Origin of the sequence: Priestia sp. YIM B13489 (assembly GCF_042787645.1) — a bacterium.
Lineage (GTDB): Bacteria > Bacillota > Bacilli > Bacillales > Bacillaceae_H > Priestia > Priestia megaterium.
Genome location: NZ_JBHZOQ010000036.1, coordinates 17,730 through 36,333 on the forward strand (window position 1 = coordinate 17,730; position 18,604 = coordinate 36,333).

General features: G+C 32.9%; 15 protein-coding genes and 1 pseudogene. 6 read left to right on the forward strand and 10 right to left on the reverse strand.

Annotation, left to right across the window (positions count from 1 at the left end; all coding sequences use genetic code 11):
* Positions 1 to 840: 840 nt before the first annotated feature.
* Positions 841 to 1,038 (forward strand): IDEAL domain-containing protein, encoded by a 198-nt coding sequence (locus ACFX4W_RS01930; RefSeq protein ID WP_377256884.1) that lies wholly within the window; start codon positions 841 to 843, stop codon positions 1,036 to 1,038.
* Between the two features lie 154 nt (positions 1,039 to 1,192).
* On the opposite strand, the gene ACFX4W_RS01935 is transcribed toward ACFX4W_RS01930, so the two are convergent.
* On the reverse strand, positions 1,193 to 2,197 hold the full coding sequence (locus tag ACFX4W_RS01935; RefSeq protein WP_377256881.1) for a zinc-dependent alcohol dehydrogenase: 1,005 nt from the start codon (positions 2,195 to 2,197) through the stop codon (positions 1,193 to 1,195).
* A gap of 282 nt (positions 2,198 to 2,479) precedes the next feature.
* Positions 2,480 to 3,247 (reverse strand): glucose 1-dehydrogenase, encoded by a 768-nt coding sequence (locus ACFX4W_RS01940; protein WP_377558864.1) that lies wholly within the window; start codon positions 3,245 to 3,247, stop codon positions 2,480 to 2,482.
* 349 nt (positions 3,248 to 3,596) lie between these two features.
* Here ACFX4W_RS01940 and ACFX4W_RS01945 point away from each other — a divergent pair, with 349 nt between their 5' ends.
* Complete coding sequence (locus ACFX4W_RS01945) at positions 3,597 to 5,342, forward strand: sigma-54 interaction domain-containing protein (RefSeq protein WP_377558865.1); 1,746 nt, start codon at positions 3,597 to 3,599, stop codon at positions 5,340 to 5,342.
* A gap of 324 nt (positions 5,343 to 5,666) precedes the next feature.
* Here the strand turns inward: ACFX4W_RS01945 and ACFX4W_RS01950 are convergent, their stop codons facing one another.
* The 5 genes and pseudogenes from ACFX4W_RS01950 to ACFX4W_RS01970 all read right to left on the reverse strand — a co-directional run bounded on the left by ACFX4W_RS01950 (position 5,667) and on the right by ACFX4W_RS01970 (position 10,956).
* Positions 5,667 to 6,989, reverse strand: a complete 1,323-nt coding sequence (locus ACFX4W_RS01950) for an MFS transporter (protein ID WP_377256872.1) — start codon at positions 6,987 to 6,989, stop codon at positions 5,667 to 5,669.
* A 177-nt stretch (positions 6,990 to 7,166) separates the two neighbouring features.
* Positions 7,167 to 7,661 (reverse strand): 2,4'-dihydroxyacetophenone dioxygenase family protein, encoded by a 495-nt coding sequence (locus ACFX4W_RS01955; protein ID WP_162215350.1) that lies wholly within the window; start codon positions 7,659 to 7,661, stop codon positions 7,167 to 7,169.
* Between the two features lie 283 nt (positions 7,662 to 7,944).
* Positions 7,945 to 8,503, reverse strand: a pseudogene (locus tag ACFX4W_RS01960) (DDE-type integrase/transposase/recombinase).
* Positions 8,504 to 8,545: 42 nt separating this feature from the next.
* Positions 8,546 to 9,523, reverse strand: a complete 978-nt coding sequence (hemB, locus tag ACFX4W_RS01965) for a porphobilinogen synthase (protein WP_377256869.1) — start codon at positions 9,521 to 9,523, stop codon at positions 8,546 to 8,548.
* A 311-nt stretch (positions 9,524 to 9,834) separates the two neighbouring features.
* Entirely contained in the window at positions 9,835 to 10,956 is a 1,122-nt protein-coding gene (locus ACFX4W_RS01970) for an MFS transporter (RefSeq protein ID WP_377558867.1), read from the reverse strand.
* Positions 10,957 to 11,200: 244 nt separating this feature from the next.
* Here ACFX4W_RS01970 and ACFX4W_RS01975 point away from each other — a divergent pair, with 244 nt between their 5' ends.
* Positions 11,201 to 12,100, forward strand: a complete 900-nt coding sequence (locus tag ACFX4W_RS01975) for a LysR substrate-binding domain-containing protein (RefSeq protein WP_377256866.1) — start codon at positions 11,201 to 11,203, stop codon at positions 12,098 to 12,100.
* Between the two features lie 183 nt (positions 12,101 to 12,283).
* Here the strand turns inward: ACFX4W_RS01975 and ACFX4W_RS01980 are convergent, their stop codons facing one another.
* Positions 12,284 to 12,709: a GNAT family N-acetyltransferase gene (locus ACFX4W_RS01980; protein WP_377256863.1), complete on the reverse strand. Its 426-nt coding sequence runs from the start codon at positions 12,707 to 12,709 to the stop codon at positions 12,284 to 12,286.
* A gap of 1,058 nt (positions 12,710 to 13,767) precedes the next feature.
* Between ACFX4W_RS01980 and ACFX4W_RS01985 the strand changes: the two genes are divergently transcribed.
* The 3 genes from ACFX4W_RS01985 (at position 13,768) to namA (ending at position 16,212) form a co-directional block, all read left to right on the forward strand.
* Positions 13,768 to 14,673, forward strand: a complete 906-nt coding sequence (locus tag ACFX4W_RS01985) for an alpha/beta hydrolase (protein WP_097825325.1) — start codon at positions 13,768 to 13,770, stop codon at positions 14,671 to 14,673.
* A 156-nt stretch (positions 14,674 to 14,829) separates the two neighbouring features.
* On the forward strand, positions 14,830 to 15,144 hold the full coding sequence (locus ACFX4W_RS01990) for an ArsR/SmtB family transcription factor (RefSeq protein ID WP_097825324.1): 315 nt from the start codon (positions 14,830 to 14,832) through the stop codon (positions 15,142 to 15,144).
* A gap of 42 nt (positions 15,145 to 15,186) precedes the next feature.
* Positions 15,187 to 16,212 carry an NADPH dehydrogenase NamA gene (gene namA, locus ACFX4W_RS01995; protein ID WP_377558866.1) on the forward strand — a complete coding sequence of 342 codons (1,026 nt, stop codon included), beginning with the start codon at positions 15,187 to 15,189 and terminating at the stop codon, positions 16,210 to 16,212.
* Positions 16,213 to 17,013: 801 nt separating this feature from the next.
* On the opposite strand, the gene ACFX4W_RS02000 is transcribed toward namA, so the two are convergent.
* Together ACFX4W_RS02000 and ACFX4W_RS02005 are read right to left on the reverse strand one after the other, a co-directional pair.
* On the reverse strand, positions 17,014 to 17,445 hold the full coding sequence (locus ACFX4W_RS02000; RefSeq protein ID WP_377559213.1) for a cytidine deaminase: 432 nt from the start codon (positions 17,443 to 17,445) through the stop codon (positions 17,014 to 17,016).
* 388 nt (positions 17,446 to 17,833) lie between these two features.
* Complete coding sequence (locus ACFX4W_RS02005; RefSeq protein ID WP_377559214.1) at positions 17,834 to 18,271, reverse strand: ferritin-like domain-containing protein; 438 nt, start codon at positions 18,269 to 18,271, stop codon at positions 17,834 to 17,836.
* Between the last annotated feature and the right edge of the window lie 333 nt (positions 18,272 to 18,604).

Below are 18,604 nucleotides of genomic sequence, written 5' to 3' on the forward strand. Positions count from 1 at the left end.
ATTCATGAGCGATTTCGATATCGCCACAATAAGGACAAGTGAGGTATTCTCTGGATTGCAAATGATTAAAACTAATTATTTCCTCAGGTTTAAAAACGTCCATTCTTATTCCATAATGAGTACAAGCAACTTTTTTTATGCTTATCATAGGATTTCTTCCTCCTCTTTCTTATTGTGTATTGGTTCATTTTTAGTATATAAGATGGATATGGATAATTTAACCTTTTTTAGTTAACTTGTCTTAAATATTTAGAAAATCAAATTGTAAAGGAATTATTGAGTGAAAGAGTTAAAGATAGTTTCTACTTGTGTATCTTAAGATACACCCATTTATCCAAACAAACATCAAAATAAAAGTAATAAACGTTAGAAAATTTTAAAATAACTTATTAAATGAATCTTTAATACCTTTTAACTTCAGAATATAGATAATATTTATTGTTATATTATCCATTAAAGTAAATGGTAAAATACTTTATAAAAATTAGTTTTATTATTTACTCATCTTGTAGAAAAAGTATATATTTGTCGTCACTAAGTGTAAATGGTAAAACTTTTATTTTTATAAGTTAGTTTATACATTTACTTCAATGAGTAAAATTAAATATTTTTTTACTATTTATAGTTATTGTTTTAAATACATCTAATTTCAAATAAATAGTTTCTCACATTCTTATTGGAGTTTATATCTATGATAAAGGTTATGCATGAAAGGGTATTATGTATATGTGTATTTGAAGATATTCTATGTTCCATTATATCTATCAATCTAGTACTAAAAAGATGAAAAAAGGGAATACTTTCACATATACATATAAAAAAGAGGAGGAGTAAACGTTTATGGAAAATCATGTGTCGGGTGATATTCAACAACCAGAAGTAGAGATGTCGGATTCAACTAAAGCACAATTGATACTAAATAAATCTCTTCGTGATTTTAAAAAGAAACAAATTCTTGAGAAAATTGATCAGACATTACAAAATCGAGATAAAGAAGCTTTTTTACGTTTAACAGAGAAACTTAAATCTGTATCTTGATAAAAGCAATATATAATAGAAGAAACTCGTAAAAAAAGGGGCTTTGCTTAATAAGAGCAAAACTCCTTTTTAAATTGAAAGTGCTTTTTAAGTCTTAATTCGAGTAGGGACCTTTCACTTCTTTAAGTATTTGTACTAGAACTGAGAATTCAAATTATTTTTGTAAAGAAAGTACTGCCTTAAGAACATCTTGGTTTAAACTATCTTTAAAAGCTTGATTTGCTTGTGAAGCTGGGTAGAGAGCGATAATACGATTTAGTGGCTCTTCATATTTTTTTAATATTTTAAAAGCATCAAGGTAGTCCTCAGGTCCACATCCATAACTTGTAATAAGAGGCCATTCATTTCTAACAAATTGTGTTAAAAACAAGTTGATTTCTTGCTCATATAATGCTACAAATATTGATCTTCCGCCTTTTTTTAAGCTTTTGAAACCAGTTTTAACGGCAGCATTTGATCCTGAACATTCAAATAAAACATCAACTTTTTCAGTTAAACTTTCTTTGTCAGCAATAAGGGGGATCATACCGAATTCAGAGCATTTTGATAATCGATTTTCATAATCCTTTTCGAGCCCGGATAATATTACTTTCGCACCTTTTTGCACACATACTAGTCCAACGAAAAAACCAATAATACCGGGTCCTTGCACATGCACAATATGTTTATTATTAATCTCTCCAGCTCTATTAACAGCGTGAACAGCAATTGAAAGAGGTTCACTTAAAGCTGCAGTACTAACGGACAAATCTTCAGGAATTTCTCTTACATATATCGATTTTGTTTTGACAAATTGGGCCATTCCTCCGTCATAATGTAGCCCTATGACTTTATTGTGTTCGCATATTGAATGGCGACCATTTTTGCAGTTTTCACATTCCCCACAATAATTCATGGATTCAACAATTACTTTTTTTCCTATTAAATGACTGGTTGACTTATCATAACTTTCAACAACTTCACCTGATATCTCATGGCCAAGAATAATAGGTTTTTCAACAAACTCATATCCTTTAGAGTGGCTATAGGCATGTAGGTCGCTTCCACACACACCACAATAGTCGACCTTAATTAGAACTTCATTTTTATCTAAAAGAGGCTTTTCTTGATTTTGTACCTTAAGCTCTCTTACTTTTTCTGTTTTAACAACTGTTAACATTTAATTATCACATCCTAAAGATACTTTTTTCCTATTAGAAGAATTTCATATTTTCACAAAAACTTTGAATTATGTTGCTTATCTAGCTGATTAAAAATTTGAGTTGTGCTGACCTTATATATCAAAACACCTAAGAAAACGCATTCATTTATATCTTCTTTTTAACTATCTTATAAATAACAAATGAAAGTAATATCAATTTGGAGGTATAGTAAAATCTTTTCCGATTTCGGTCATTCCTAAGATTTCAATGTAATTTAGAAATAAGATTGATTAACCATTTTAAGATGCTACCCATCCGCCATCAACATAAATGGTTTGCCCAGTTATATAATTAGAAGCATCTGAAGCTAAGTAAACAGCAGTTCCTGCAAGGTCTGATTCAACACCAAGTCTACCTTGAGGTATTCGACTCAGGATAACCTTGCTACGCTCTGGATCTTTGAAGAGAGGCGCAGTTAACTCTGTGTGAAAATATCCAGGAGCAATGGCATTAACCTGTATATGAGAAGCCCACTCAATCGCCATTGCTTTAGTAATTTGATCAACGCCACCTTTAGAGGCAACATATGGTCCCATATTAGGCAAGCCAATCTGGCTGCTTAATGAACATATATTAATGATCTTCCCACTTTTTTGATTCATCATGATTCGGGCTACTGCCTGTGATACAAAGTATGTCCCTCGAAGATTAATATTGATGACTTTTTCCCAGTCTTCAAGAGTCGTTTCCAAGATGGGGCCACGAATGTTAATACCTGCTGCATTTACGAGGATATCTATTTTTCCAAACTTATTTTTGAGGGTTTTCGTAAGAGTTAGAACTTCTTCATAATTAGACACATCAAGATTCATGACTGAAGATCTTAAACCTTTATTTTCAAACTCTTGTTGGATAATAGATAACTTTTCTATATTTTCAATTCCAGAAATCACAACTTCAGCGCCTGCTTCTGCTAAGGCTAAAGCTATACCTTTTCCCAAGCTTCCGGTCCCCCCAGTTATGAAAGCCGTCTTTCCAGATAAATCAAACAGATTTTTTGCTGTCATTCTTCGCACACTTCCTTTATTTTTAAAAGTGAATTTCTTTGATTAACAATTTCAATTTGTCCTATTTCTAACAAGCAATTGATAGATCACAATAATTTAACCCGTTTCCTCTTCTCCCTCACTGCGTATTTATCATCACTTTAATAACATGCAATTTCCATACCAACTTATATTTTTGGACTATACGAACGGGAACTAAAAATTCTATATGACATAATAAAAAATATCTATGTTACCTTTCTAATTTGTAAGTTTATTCAAGATGAAGGCTCTAAATTAGAAATGAAAAATCAATGGTATAATAAAAATTATATTTAACACTGTTTTTATGTTAATAAGGGGTGGGAAAATGAATCAATTATTAGACAACAAACTCGAAAAAAAATTAATAAAGATGACTAAGCTAGATACATTTATAGATATAATGGAACACGCGACTATGTTATTTCATGAAAATGGATCTTTGTTGCATTATAATGACCCAGCGAAAAAACTCTTTAATTTTAAAAAGGGCTTTTCTTTTCATGATTCTTCACTATTTTTTTTAAGTCAACAATTAGTAGATAATAATATAGATCAAATGGATAGTGAGTTTTCTATAAATGAAATCAATTATTATCGATCTGTACGGAAAATTAGCTTTAATGACGTTATATTTCTATTAGAAACTTTAGAGCCTTTGTATGTCTATCAAAGTAGAATGGAGAAATCTCAAACTGAAATTAATGAAATGGATATGATAATCGACTCTGTCCATGATGGCATATATATCACAGATGAAAAGGGGTTTACTCTTCGAATCAATAATAAATATTCCCAAATGACTGGAATACACAAGGAAGAGGTCATTGGACGTCATGTATCCGAATTAGTCTATAGAGGATATTTTGACAATTCCATTACATTAAAAGTACTTGAAAATAAAAAGACAGTTTCTATGTTACAAAAAATTAAAGATGGAGATCAACTATGGTTAGTAACTGGAAATCCAATTTTTAATCAAGATGGGGATTTAGTAAAAATGTTCAACACAGTCTATGATATGACTGAACTGAATCGATTAAGGGAATCTTTAAAAGCTCAAGAAATTATGAACAATAACCAAAAGGTAGAATTACAAGTTCTTCGTTCTCAAATCGTTGAGGTGCCAGGATTAATTGGCAATAGTCATACCATTCGTACCGTTAAAACAAAGATCAATAAAATTGCAGGCGTTGATTCTACAGTTCTACTTTTAGGCGAAACTGGATGCGGAAAAAATGTAGTAGCTAAAGCGATCCATCAATTAAGCAGTCGGTCATCCAAGCCTTTTATAGAAGTTAACTGTGGCGCTCTTCCGGAACAGTTGATTGAATCCGAATTATTTGGCTATGCAAATGGAGCATTTACAGGTGCTGTACGAGGCGGGAAAGCAGGGTTACTAGAGATTGCTCATGAAGGAACAATATTTCTTGATGAAATTGGGGAATTACCGTTACATTTACAGGTTAAGCTTTTAACTTTTTTACAAGATAAAAAAGTTAGACGAGTCGGGGGAAATAATTCAAATGAAGTAGATGTTAGAGTTATTGCAGCAACACACCAGAATCTCAAACAACTAATTACCGAAAAAAAGTTTAGAGAGGATCTTTACTATCGTTTATCAGTAGTGCCCATTAAACTTCCATCTCTACGAGATTATAAAGAGGATATTTATGTATTAACGAATTATTTTCTTAATAAGTATAATGATCAATATAAAAGTTCAGTTCATTTATCGAAGGGAGTTTACTTAGCGTTAGAGAATTATGAATGGCCAGGGAATGTAAGAGAATTGCAGTATTTAATAGAGCAGTTAGTGGTTCTTTGTGATGGTAATATGATTGACGTACATGATTTGCCTGACTATGTACATGATTCGAAAAACTCAACTATATCTAAAAATATCAAAAAACTCAAAAAACTTGATGCCATCGTTAAAGATATTGAATTTCAAGTTATTAAAGCAACGTGGGAAGACCTTGGAGATGTTAGTCTTGTAGCTGATCGATTGGGTATGCATCGAACAACCTTAGTTCGCAAAGCAAAAAAAATAGGGCTCAATCTTATTAAGTAAATAAATACTTTTACTAACCCATTAGTAGCTTTAATGATGTATAGTGTGTGCGAAAATGCAAATTTGTGCATGATTGCAAAGATTAAATACCTTAGCAATTTAAGTCAACGAAATATAAACATCATTATATATCCATTAGTTAATAAGGTAGTAAAGAGTGTTTCTATATTGTTATTTTCGATGATAATCTACAAATAATCAGTCAATCAAAAAAATTTCGGGTGTAATAATTCCAATTGTAAAAGAGGTTCTAGTGTGAATTCGCACCAGAACCTCTTAAGTTTCGATTATAAAATTATATCTCTCTAAAAAAATATTTTTTATTTACATTGTCTGTTTTATATCATGATTATCATCTTTCGCTTGTCCTGCTCCTTTAAATTGTGAAACAGAAACAATAGCAATAATACAACAGAGAATGATGTACAGGCTGATCGGTGTTGTGCTTCCGAATTCATGGAAGAGAAAAAGGGAAATCATAGGAGCAATCCCTCCTCCAATAATAGAAGCCAATTGATAAGCTAATGATGATCCACTATAACGAAGGTGAAGTGGAAAATTCTCTGCAATCATGGCAGCTTGTGGACCATATACCATGCCAGGACCTATACCTGAAATCGCAATAGCTAGAATGATTAAGGAAGATACCCCAGTATTCAAAAGATAAAAGTAAGGAAATGCAAATAAGAGCGTGATTGAACTTCCAATAAAGTACATTTTTTTGCGGCCGAATTTATCTGATAAATAAGCAGAAAGAGGGACAACAAAAAGATATGCAACTGAAACAAGTAAAACGGTATTCGTAAGAAATTGTTTATCTAAATTAATTTGTTCCGTCCCATAAGAAATAACGAAAGTTGTAAAGAGATAGAAAGGTACTTGTTCTGATAAACGAGAAAAGGCAGCGAGCATAATAGTTTTTGGATGTTCTTTAATAACTTCCAGAACAGGTCGTTTAGCTACAAGATTTTCTTCTTTCATTTTTGAGAATTGTGGGGATTCTTTAATACCTAGACGGATAAAGAGACCAACACCTACAAGTAAAATACTTATTAGAAAAGGAATTCTCCATCCCCATGACTCAAAGCTATCACCAGTAAAAAATATACAAATTGAAACAACACATGTTGATACTAAAAGTCCAATCGGAACACCTAATTGAGTCATACTTCCCATTAATCCACGGTGTTTTTTAGAACTCCACTCTATAGAAAGGACAACTGATCCTCCCCATTCACCCCCAACACCAATTCCTTGAATGAATCTTAATAATACGAGGAAAACAGACGCCCAAATGCCAATATTTTCGTAAGTAGGCAACAGGCCTATTAGTGTACTACTAATACCCATCAACAGAAGTGTGATAACTAGGGTTGCTTTTCGTCCAATTCGGTCTCCGTAATTACCAAATATCATAGCTCCAATAGGCCTGGCAAGGAACCCAATAAAAAGAGTTGTAAATGCCTGCAATACGCCGATATAAGAATCAGATTCTGGAAAAAATAGCTTTGGAAAAACTAACGCTGCCATAGTTCCATATAGAAAAAAGTCATACCATTCAATAGAGGTTCCTACAATACTTGCAATCGCTGCTTTTTTTACTTGTTTTTTACGAAGAGCTTCATCCTTTTTCTCTTGAAAATCCATTTTATACCCCCAAAAAAATTAATTAAGAAAGCGTTTCCAAACAATAATGCAGATATGTTAGCCTATTTTTATTATTAAAATTATGTTGTACAGGATGTTTGATTTCTAGCTCATTCAAATAAAATGAATGAGCTAGAAATTATTTAAACAACAATATTATTTCAGAAGAGATCATAATTAAAAAGTTAAATCTTTCACAGGAATATTATGTTCTTCACAGTAGTCGAAGTATTTTTTCATTCTATAGAAAATATCATCCTGTAATGTGACATTTCCATCTTTATCGAAATATTCAATGACCCCTCCTAAATTGAAAAGGGTAATCATATCTTCTCCTTCATCCACTACTAAGGTATGGATATCACCTGGCGGTTCATAAACAAAAGTACCTGGCTTGGCTATCCAGTCTCTTTCTAAATATCTCCAGGTTCCTTGAAGTGTATAGGCCAACACAGTCCCCCCCGTATGTCGGTGTCGCGCGTTGCCTTTACCTGCTTTAAATTTTGAAATATGAATCCAGTTACCTGTTGTTAAATCAAATCGGACCGGCTTAAACCAGACACCATCTGCTTCCGTAAAAGTTGGTACCCAAGGAATCTCATTAACATCAATGGCTTGATCCGGTAAATTATATTTCTCCGTAAACGCATTTAAATCTAATGTTGTTGACACATTTATTCCTCCTAATTAATCACATTTTGACAATATGTTTTGTCATTTATTAAGAATGCAATATTCGTGCCAACATATAATTTTATTGAAATTAAGTTATTTAAAAAGACAAACAGCAATTTTTAAAACTTTTTCATGTAAAAACCGTGCACATTCGCACGTTATGTGCAAATATGCACGGTTTGTGTCTGGTATAAAGACTGATTATTCACTAAAAACATAAAGAGGGAGTTTCTCTAAAGTTGTTAGCTTATGAAGCCAATCCAAATGGCTTATGGATGAATTATTTTTGATTTTGAATAGACATCACCCTTTGACGAATTTGTTTCTTTTTAAGTATATGTATGGCTTCTGTACCACACAGTATGTAAATAGCTGTACGAAGTAACTTCAATCCCAGCATAGAACGAATTAAACAGTGATCTTGCTCTACCTTATAATTGAGCTCTACTTAACTTGCCTAAATTTCTCCATGGTAGGGAAGAGGTCTTATCTGCTGTTATGACACATGAAACTGAAACATCAAAAAGCTACAAAGCTTCTTTGAAGAAGCGCTTTGCAGCTTTTTTGTCTCTTATTCTACTAAGATAAAAATCAAGGTGTTTTCTTCGTAATCGGCTATACGATATAGGTATATCTATTGCCCTTTACCTTAATATATATTTCATCGATTTTTCAAGAGCCATTTGTTACTTTAAGGTAATGCCTTACTCTTTTCAGCTAATTCTAAACGTATAATTTTTATATTTGGAATGGATATTCCCTGTGTCTCCATTATTTCAGCCAAAATACCCAAAACTCAAATTAACCCGTAGGCAACATTCTAACGTCGGCAAAATAATGTCAGCAGGTTATGTTTAATAGATTTCTTATACCAGAATCGTTTATTCCGACAACCATCGAGCAACATCTTTAGCATGATAAGTAATGATTAAATCACTACCTGCTCGTTTCATAGAGATTAGTACTTCTAACACTGTTTGTTTTTCATCAATCCAACCATTTATTGCTGCAGCTTTAACCATAGCGTATTCACCACCCACATTATATGTCACTATTGGTAGCTTAAATCTGTTTTTTACATCACGAATAATGTCTAAATAAGATAAAGCAGGCTTTACGATGATAAAATCTGCTCCTTCTGATACATCAGATTCAGCTTCACGCAATGCTTCTAAACGGTTTGCCGGATCCATTTGATAGGTTTTTCGGTCGCCGAACTCTGGACTTGATTCCGCAGCTTCACGGAAAGGTTGATAAAAAGCAGATGAATATTTTACTGCATAAGACATAATCGGTATATTTTCAAATCCAGCACTGTCTAAGCCCAATCGAATAGCTTTAACAAATCCATCCATCATATTAGAAGGTGCAATAATATCTGCTCCTGCCTGAGCTTGACTAATCGCGGTTTTAGCTAATAAATCTAAGGAAGGGTCATTTAAGACTTTTTCTCCTTGAACAACGCCACAATGTCCATGACTTGTAAATTCGCACATACAAGTATCAGCAATAACAATCAACTCAGGAAATTTTTCTTTAATTTGGCGAATAGCGTTTTGGACAATCCCATGATCATGATAAGCTCCAGAACCAATCTCATCTTTTTCTAATGGGATACCAAAAACAATGACAGCTTTAATACCTAATTCTACAATTTCACTCATTTCATCATTCAATAGATCTAAAGGAATTTGTTCTATACCAGGCATAGATTTAATCGGTTTTCTCTCTTCTCCGCCTTCAACTACGAAAAAAGGATAGATTAAATCTTCTCTGTATAAATGAGTCTCTCGAACAATCGTGCGCATGTTTTCTGAGGAACGTAGGTGACGGTGACGTCTAAAACTTAAAGTATTCATTTTTATTCCTTCTTTCTTTATAGATTAATTCAAGATTCTTTCACTCAATAATTTTTTATTACAGCATTAACTATAGAGTCTTCTTTTTCTTTAAACATTTGCCGTTATTGCTGTTTGTTGTAATTATAATTTTATGATTCTAGATAATGAAGAGTAGCTGTTACTTTCCCATGGTCTTGGACTATCTTCGCATGAAGGTTTTCACCAGTTAAAAATCTTAATTTGCGCGCTTTTTAAACTTAGATGAAGTTACATAATTTAATTTCCCAGTTCTAAATGGCAATTGTCTCCTTTAGCTAGTTGAATTTTAATTATACCTTTTGCGCCTTAATGTCCTTAAGGTGTCTCATCATATACATTAAGACAAGGGCGACAATTAACAGGGAGGAAAGGCTGTACATCCCTCTGTAACCTGTTAAACTGGCAACACCACCAAGAATTGGAGAACCAAGGGCCATTCCTAAATCCATAGAACTAAGGGACATGGCATTGACCGTCCCTTTTTTATCAGCAAATACCTTGCTTACAGCCCATGCTTGAAATGAGGGTTGCATGACACTGTAAGCAATACCGTAAAGTACGGCTGCAATGAAAAATGTCGTAAAGCCATGTGCAAATGCAATTAAGATCAAACCAATGATACTGCAGATACTTGCCGGATAAATTAAGTACTTATGCCCCATTTGATCATAAATTTTTCCTGAAAAGGGTCTAACTAATACGATGACAACGGCAATAATTAAAAAGAAGAGAGAAACTTTGCTACCTAAATGCTCTTCTTCCCCTAGACTATTAATAAAATTCACAATACCGGAATAAGTGCAATAAAAAAGCATGACTAAAAAGCATGGAAGCATAGCTCGTTTATCAAAAACAAAATCCATTAATGCTTCTTTTTGGGTCGGCGGTTCAGCAAATGACTGCGATTGTTTGATTTTGATAAAAAATGAAAAAACAAATGAGATTACTATTAGAAACATGGTTACAAAAAGAAGAAATTTAAAAGAGAATGAATGTAAAATTGATAGGGCAATCATCGGACCGAGAGTTGCTCCTAGACTTGTCGCCATTCCAAAGTAGCCAATCCCTTCACCCATTCGTTCTTCGGGAATCAAATTTGTTGCAAGTGTAGCTAATAGAGTTGTTGTAACTCCGAAGCCTATACCTTCTAAAATTCGTAGTGATATTAATAAAGGAATAACTTGTTGACCGTAACTAATCATGATACAAACAAGTACAAAAAGGAGCATAACGCATAGCCCCTTTTTGATATTTATTTTATGCATTAAAATTCCTGTTACTGGACGAGTTATAATCGCGGCCAACATAAAAGCTGTCGTCATAACGCCTCCTAAGGTTGGGTTGTGACTAAGTTTTGTAACAAAAATTGAAAATCCCCCTGTAAGCATCTGTAGACACAGGTAAAATGACATAGTTATTAAAATAATAAGGAAAAACTGCCACGTCCATAATTTCGATATTGGTGAATTCAACCTAAGAACCCTCTTTCTGCGTGATTAAAACTTATTAATTCTTTATTGATGACTCTAAATAATGTAACTGTATATGAAGAATTCTTCGTTTCTACTTTACAAGACGCGAATAAACATGTCTAATATATATATTATAAGTAATTAATACATTAAAAGTATTAAAAACAATAAGAGAGGGATTACAGTGGAATTACGTCATTTGAAATATTTCAAAACAGTAGCTGAAGAACTACATTTTGGCAAAGCTGCAGCCCGTTTAAACATGGCACAGCCGCCATTAAGCCTTCAGATCCGTAAGTTAGAAGAAGAATTGGGAGTCTCACTTTTCTATCGGACGAAAAGACATGTGGAGTTAACCAAAGAAGGGCAAGTGTTTTTAGAAAAAGTTTATCTGCTTTTCAAAAGTTTAGATGAATCAATCGAAACAGTTAGAATGGTAAGTCGAGGAGAGCTTGGAGAAATCATTATTGGTTTTTTAGCTTCATCAGCTTATGATGTTCTTCCAACCATCATAAAACAGTACAGAAAACAATATCCTTCTATTCATGTAGTTTTAAAACAACTTACGTCTGCAGAACAATTAAAAGCCTTACAAGAGGGAACTATTCAAATTGGGATAATTAGTGAACCCATTGAAGATGAAACACTTAATTTTGAAATAATTAGACGAGAATCTATGGTTGTAGCCTTACCAAAAGAACACCCTTTAGCTTTCAAAACATCCTTAATTGATCTTATTGAGTTAGCCAATGATCCATTTATTTTAATTGGAAGAAAATCAAACCAACATCATTATGATGGGGTGATTAACAGCTGTTATGAAGCAGGGTTTAGTCCAAACATTGTACAAGAAACAGCAGAAATGTCTACGGTTATATCTTTAGTTTCTGCAGGAATTGGTGTAGCTATCGTTCCTGCTTCCATCCAATTATTATTACAAAATGAAGTTATATATCGGGACATTAGGAATAACAAATTTAATACTGTAACGGCCCTTGTATGGGAAAGTAAAAATCAATCGTCAATAGTCAAAGCTTTTGTTGAATTAGTAAAAGAATCTGTCATTCCGATTTTTATTAAGTAGGATTGTTTTTGATATTATTTGAGTTCAAGCACAGTTTCTAATGAATTTATACTTGCACTTAAACTAGTCATTAGTTTAAGTACAAGTATATAAAATGAAAATGGTATATCCTACGTATGCCTAGTTACCATAATCGCCATTCCCGGCACTAAAAAAGACCTGAAACTTCAAGGTCTCTTATTGTTAGTTACTAATTTTCTTGAAAAATACGATTTCTATGTCCTCATCATCTAAATTATCAATACATCCACTTCTAACATAATTCAGTGAATTAAAGACTTTTTGCATTTTTTCATTTGATTTATTCGTTGATGAAAAAATTTTATTTGTGGGACAAACATTTTCTACATATTTCATAAGTGTTTTTGCAATACCTTGTCGTTGTAGTGTCGGGCGTACAATCACTAATTCTATGAACAAATGACCAAAGAAATGTTTATGATACACTAGAAAACCGGCAATCTGATCTTCTATTTGTCCTAAAAAACATCTATTCTGTTTAATGAACTCCCTTAGGTCTGCTTCTCTTTCTCTGTTACCGATAACTTCAGAATCAATACATACCAGTTTCTCTAAATCATTAAGTGTTGCCATTCTTACCTGCACCATTTTATCTTCTCCACTCTTATTAGTATGCTTAACTCTTATTATAGGTACCTCACTTCCACACTGCCAAGATAGCTTTTTATTTTGTTAACGATAATAATTACTTTAACATCTTATAATAGAATTAAATATTTCGTCCGTAAAAGTATACCTATTTAGAAACACGAAAGTCGGAGTAAAAGAAATAACTGTTAAATAATAATTGATATTCTGTGATTTAGAAGTATATACGTTGTAGAAAAATAGCGTATTTGTCGTCACTAAGTGTAAGTGATAAAACAATTATTTTTAGAAGATAGTTTATTCATTTACTGTTCTATATAAAAAAAGTATTATTTTTATTTTTGATTGAATTTTCCTTATTAAAAACACATCAACATTAAATAATTGTGAATTTTATGTTTATTTATCGCGAATACAAAAAATTCTCCAAAGGAAAGTAGAAGAGAGAGTGGTATATGATAAGAAGTAAAAACTTTATATCTATATAAGGAGTGATAAGTAACATAATTTCAAATAAATAATAGACAAAACTAAGTATAATTGTATATATAAACTAACTTTGTATTATGATACAGATATAAACTGTAATATATTGGTTATCGTTTTTTAGTTGACGATATATTTTAAGTGTGTTAAATTTTCCTTACACCTTTCAAGCGCAATATAAAACCTATTTTGCATTACAATATCGGGAAAAAGAGATTAACTAACTTTCATTTACAATAATGTTAATTATATTCACGTGGATACAATTGAAATATCCAAAATATATTTTTTTACACCAGTTAATCGGTTTTTGGCGATTAACCAATGTGTTTTATTTAAAGCTTGAAAGGATAGAGGTACCTTTTTAATTTTAGTGATATAGAATGGAATTAAAAAATATATAGGAATAAACCATATAAAAATTTTTAAATGTTAATATCGGTAAAAACCGATTAATACTCTGTATTGTGCTTGAAAGGTTCTATATTTGAGTAGTTAATGTTTGTAATAAATAGGTGTAGTTTTAACTGAATAAATGAAGTTAATCTTCATAATTTTAAGGAGTGTTATATATGAGTAACTATAAAGATATTCAAAAAGCAAATAATTTCTTCAAAGATAATATACCTGACTTCACTATTCCGGTTGAAGAATTACGTGTGCAAGCTGAGAAAATGTATGGGAAATTACCAGTTGCTGATGATGTAGCAACAGAAAAAGTAGATATTAACGGAATGGAAGGCGAGTGGCAAATCGTTCCTGAATCTAAGGATGATCGTGTACTTCTTTACCTACACGGTGGAGGTTTCTTATTTGGAAGTATTGCATCTCATCGCGGAGAAACGAGTGAATTAGGAAGAGCAGCGAAAGCACGTACACTTGCAATTAACTACCGATTAGCTCCTGAGCATTCATTTCCTGCACCAATTGAAGATGCACTAAAAGCTTATACATGGTTATTAGATCAAGGTTATGATGCTAAAAATATTATTATTGCTGGTGAATCAGCAGGAGGAAGCATGACTGCTGGATTATTAATGAGCATTCGTGATACAAAGTTACCTCTTCCAGCTGGTGGTGTAATGATTTCACCTTGGATTGATTTGGCTCAAACTGGTGAAACTTATATAACAAAAGAAGGAATTGACCCAATGAATTCAACTGCAGGTGTTAAATATCTAGCAGAAACGTATTTAAATGGTACTTCACCAGAGGCTCCTTTAGCATCACCAATTTATGGTGATTTAAGAGGGTTACCACCAATCTATGTAATGGTGGGAGAAGTTGAAGTAATGTTAAGTGAGGCTTTAACATTTGTTAACAATGCTGCATTAGCAGGAATCGACATTAGATTTAGGTCCTTCCCTGGTATGGTTCATAACTGGCCAGCATTTCATTCTTTCCTAGAAGAAGGCAAGGAAGCTATTCTAAGTGCTGGAGATTTCATGAACGAAATCTTTTCAAAACAAACTAAATAAAAAAAGAGGAAAAAATGCCTGGATATATCTCCGGGCTTTTTCTACAGGAAGGTTAAATGTTAAATATGATAAACTATAAATACTATGTTTAAACGGTGACAAAAATATATTATATATTCGTTTATTCGATTTTATTTTTAGAAAGGTAGATAGCATATGGATACTTTAACTTTACCTGTGTTAAAAGCATTGTCTAATGAAACCCGATATAACATTTTAGAATGGCTAAAAGATCCGGATGAAAACTTTGAACCTCAAATTAATTTACCGAAAAACTCCGACTTTAAAGGGGTCTGTGTAAGTTCTATTAAAAAGAAAACTGGGATGTCCCAATCAGTCATTTCCGATCATTTAGTTCAGCTGCAAAAGGTAGGCTTAGTGGAATCGAAACATATTAGCCAATGGACTTATTATCGAAGAAATGAGGAAAATATTAAACGGTTCAAAGAAAAGATTCAAGTCGATCTATAGAAAAGAGCCATTCCTCAATCATTTCGCAGGAGTGTGCATAAAATGTCCAATTTATTTAGTCCATATAAAATTAAAAACTTAGAATTAAAAAATAGAATTGTCATGTCTCCCATGAGTATGTATGCTTGTAAAGACGGTTCTGGTCTTGTACAAGATTGGCACCGTATCCATTATCCTGCAAGAGCTGTTGGCGGAGTGGGACTTATCATAATTGAATCAACAGCAGTTACTAAACAAGGAAGAATGGGACCAACCGACCTCGGTATTTGGGAAGATGGGCAAGTAGAAGGTTTAAGGGACCTAGTCAATTTAATTAAAGGTCAAGGTGCGGCGGTAGGAATGCAATTAAATCATGCAGGCCGTAAAGCTAAAATCGATGATCCTATTGCGGCTCCATCTGCTATAGCCTTCTCAAAAGGTGGAAAAGTTCCTGAAGAGCTTACTAAGATACAAATTAATCAAGTAGTAGAGGCATTTGGTCAAAGTGCAAGACGTTGTACAGAAGCTGGATTTGATGTGGTAGAAATCCATGCTGCGCATGGTTACTTACTTCATGAGTTTCTTTCACCAGTTACTAACTATCGAACTGATGAGTATGGAGGCTCTCCAGAAGACAGATTTCGTATTCTGAAGGAAGTCATTGAAAAAGTACAGTCTGAGTGGATGGGGCCTTTATTTGTAAGGATTTCTGCAACTGATCAAGCAGAGAGAGGCAACACAATTGAAGATAGCATTGTATATGCTAAATGGTTAAAAGAGCTTGGAGTAGATTTAATTGATGTAAGTAATGGATTACTTACGCCTGCAAAAGCAAAAACATTTCCTGGCTATCAAGTTTTATATGCAGAGTCTATTCGCAAGGAAGCAGAGATTGCTACAGGGGCAGTAGGAAAAGTCATTCAGCCAGAACAAGCTGAAGAAATTATTTCAAATGGACGTGCCGATTTAGTTTTTATAGGACGTGAATTATTAGTGAATCCTCACTGGACATATTATGCAGCCAATCGTTTGAATTATGATTTAGAATTGCCGCAACAGTATTCATGGTCATGGATTAAAACGCTTTAAATATAAACAGCTGTTGGCAGAATTTCGAGATTTATTAAAGAAAATGCCCTTAATTTTTATTAATAACTATATAAAGTTAACCTATGTTGAAGTCTGTCCAGTGTAGATAGTTCAAAAAGGTATACATTTATGTACGTTATCGGAAATCATGTGTTAGAAGAACGTGTTGAAGGGGTACATATAAAAGATAGGGATAGCATCAGGAGGAGAAAATATGCTCGATAACTATGAACATTTCCTATTCTATAGGGAGGTTAAATGTCTAATTGCAGATTATGATAACTGTAGACATTTACCTACTAAGAACGAGTTGCATAATCAGATAGTACTTCTAACAAAAGTACTTAAAAATGAATAAGTTATTATTATTCGAGCAAACTACTCAAGATGCCCTCCGACTAGGCATCCACAACCTATTTTCTTTAGTTACTTCAGAAAAAACTACCTTCCCAACTCCAAGGTAGTTTTTTCTGTTTTTATGTTGTATAGAATATACAAAGTTAGTTAACATAATCACAGATATCGGAAGTGAAATATATTTTATAAAAAAATACCATATTCATGTTTCATTTTAATTAAAATGGGTAAGAGAATTAGTACGGATTGGAATTTTACAGGAAACAGCCTTAATTGGAGCTGTTTCCTTTTTTATTTGGCTCTGTTAAATTTAAATGTTGATTTCTGTATAATAATTAGGGGAACCTATATTTGCTAGGTTCCCCATTCCTTAACTAACGCACGTACTATTTTTTGCAAACTTACTCGGAGTAAAGAAAGGATTGCTTCGGCAATCCTCATTTTTTACTCCGTAACCTTTGAATATTTTTCTGGAATTAACTCCATTACGTTGCATTTTACAATTTCGTCATTGTAGGGAATAATTACATCAATTTCTTCACCATAATCACTTATCAATTCACGACACATACCACAAGGGGCAACTACCCAACAGTTTTCTATATTCTCGTGGGGATGTGGATGTGCAACAGCAACTATTGTATCAAAATCACGTTCGCCTTCTGATATGGATTTTCCGATTGCCATAGCTTCACCACAAACAGTTATTCTCCCTACATTCGCTTCTAAATGTACTGCTGAATATATCTTACCTGTTTTCGTAGAAATAGCTGACCCTATATGGTGTCTTCCATATAAGTAATTCTGCTTTATAACTCTTTCAGCTTCCTTTATAAGTTCATAGTCACTATTTTCAAGGGGTTTTACTTTTAACACAGTATTGTACCTCTCTTATACACAAGTATGTTTAATTTCCGATAGGGCTGCCTGGGTTAATTTACGTCCCGTTTTGTACTAGTTTTCTCAAACACTACTCTTCTTTTATTCTGGAGCAATATTGTATATTCTCTATTCATCATTAAAATTCCTTCTTGTGCTATCCCGTCACGGTTAAATTAGCACTATACAGCAAATTTTATAAAGGGTTTAGGTAAAGTGGTCAATAGAAAAGAAAGCATAGAAGGGCATTTTCCTGATCTAGAGGATGCTACCTGTGTGTTCATTTCCAAATATCAATATATGTCTACAGAAGGAGGGAATTATTCTCTTATATAAGTAAATAATAAAGAGATCAACTCACTGTTGATCTCTTTACGTACATAATTTAAAGGTCGGTGTAAAAATATAAGAACCATACAGCATGATTTTGTTCGTCTGCTGCAGCTCGCCGAAAGGCTTCTTTAGTATACACATCTTGTGCTTTGTCTGAAATATCTAGATAGAAGTCTACCGTTTCTTGTTCATCTTCAATAGCAACTTGCAGCCCTTCTTTATAAGTATTTGGACACTTCTCTGAAACGCTGGCTTCAAACTGTTTACCTGTTAGATTTGCATAAATTGTAGAGAATGTTTGATAATGCTTAATTTCGTCTTTTCTTATCTCTAGAATACGTTCACGCTCTTTCTTTGTGGGCGCAACCTTAGCTAGTTGTTCGTAACAGATAATGGCGTTATACTCCCCATTAATAGCTTTTTCAATATCTTTAATTAAAACGGGATCCACTCTCATATAACTGTAGGTTGGAAATTGAGGATATGTCATGTGTACCTCCTTATTCGGATTAAAATCTAATATAGTATATGTCATAAAATCATAGGAATAGAACCTTTTTAGTAGTTTAAACATTTACTAGATAGATAAGTATAGAGCGTTGAAAGAAGGTATTAAAAATAGGTGGGAAAAGTTATGAATTCATCAAACTTTAACATAAAGAATAGAAAATAAAAGGGATAAAAAAAGGAGTGAAGAGTAGTGAGATTTATTGTTGGAAATGATGAGACAGTAACTGCAAAACATGATTATAACGATTTAGTGTATGATTATATTTTAATTACGGCTTTTTTGATCTACCTAATTTTAAAACCAGCTATCTTT

Coding starts and splice junctions, on each gene's coding strand:
- ACFX4W_RS01930 (WP_377256884.1), top strand. CDS start 841: ATGGAAAATCATGTGTCGGGTGATATTCAACAACCAGAAGTAGAGATG.
- ACFX4W_RS01935 (WP_377256881.1), bottom strand. CDS start 2,197: ATGTTAACAGTTGTTAAAACAGAAAAAGTAAGAGAGCTTAAGGTACAA.
- ACFX4W_RS01940 (WP_377558864.1), bottom strand. CDS start 3,247: ATGACAGCAAAAAATCTGTTTGATTTATCTGGAAAGACGGCTTTCATA.
- ACFX4W_RS01945 (WP_377558865.1), top strand. CDS start 3,597: ATGAATCAATTATTAGACAACAAACTCGAAAAAAAATTAATAAAGATG.
- ACFX4W_RS01950 (WP_377256872.1), bottom strand. CDS start 6,989: ATGGATTTTCAAGAGAAAAAGGATGAAGCTCTTCGTAAAAAACAAGTA.
- hemB (WP_377256869.1), bottom strand. CDS start 9,523: ATGAATACTTTAAGTTTTAGACGTCACCGTCACCTACGTTCCTCAGAA.
- ACFX4W_RS01970 (WP_377558867.1), bottom strand. CDS start 10,956: ATGTCATTTTACCTGTGTCTACAGATGCTTACAGGGGGATTTTCAATT.
- ACFX4W_RS01980 (WP_377256863.1), bottom strand. CDS start 12,709: ATGGTGCAGGTAAGAATGGCAACACTTAATGATTTAGAGAAACTGGTA.
- ACFX4W_RS01985 (WP_097825325.1), top strand. CDS start 13,768: ATGAGTAACTATAAAGATATTCAAAAAGCAAATAATTTCTTCAAAGAT.
- ACFX4W_RS01990 (WP_097825324.1), top strand. CDS start 14,830: ATGGATACTTTAACTTTACCTGTGTTAAAAGCATTGTCTAATGAAACC.
- namA (WP_377558866.1), top strand. CDS start 15,187: ATGTCCAATTTATTTAGTCCATATAAAATTAAAAACTTAGAATTAAAA.
- ACFX4W_RS02005 (WP_377559214.1), bottom strand. CDS start 18,271: ATGACATATCCTCAATTTCCAACCTACAGTTATATGAGAGTGGATCCC.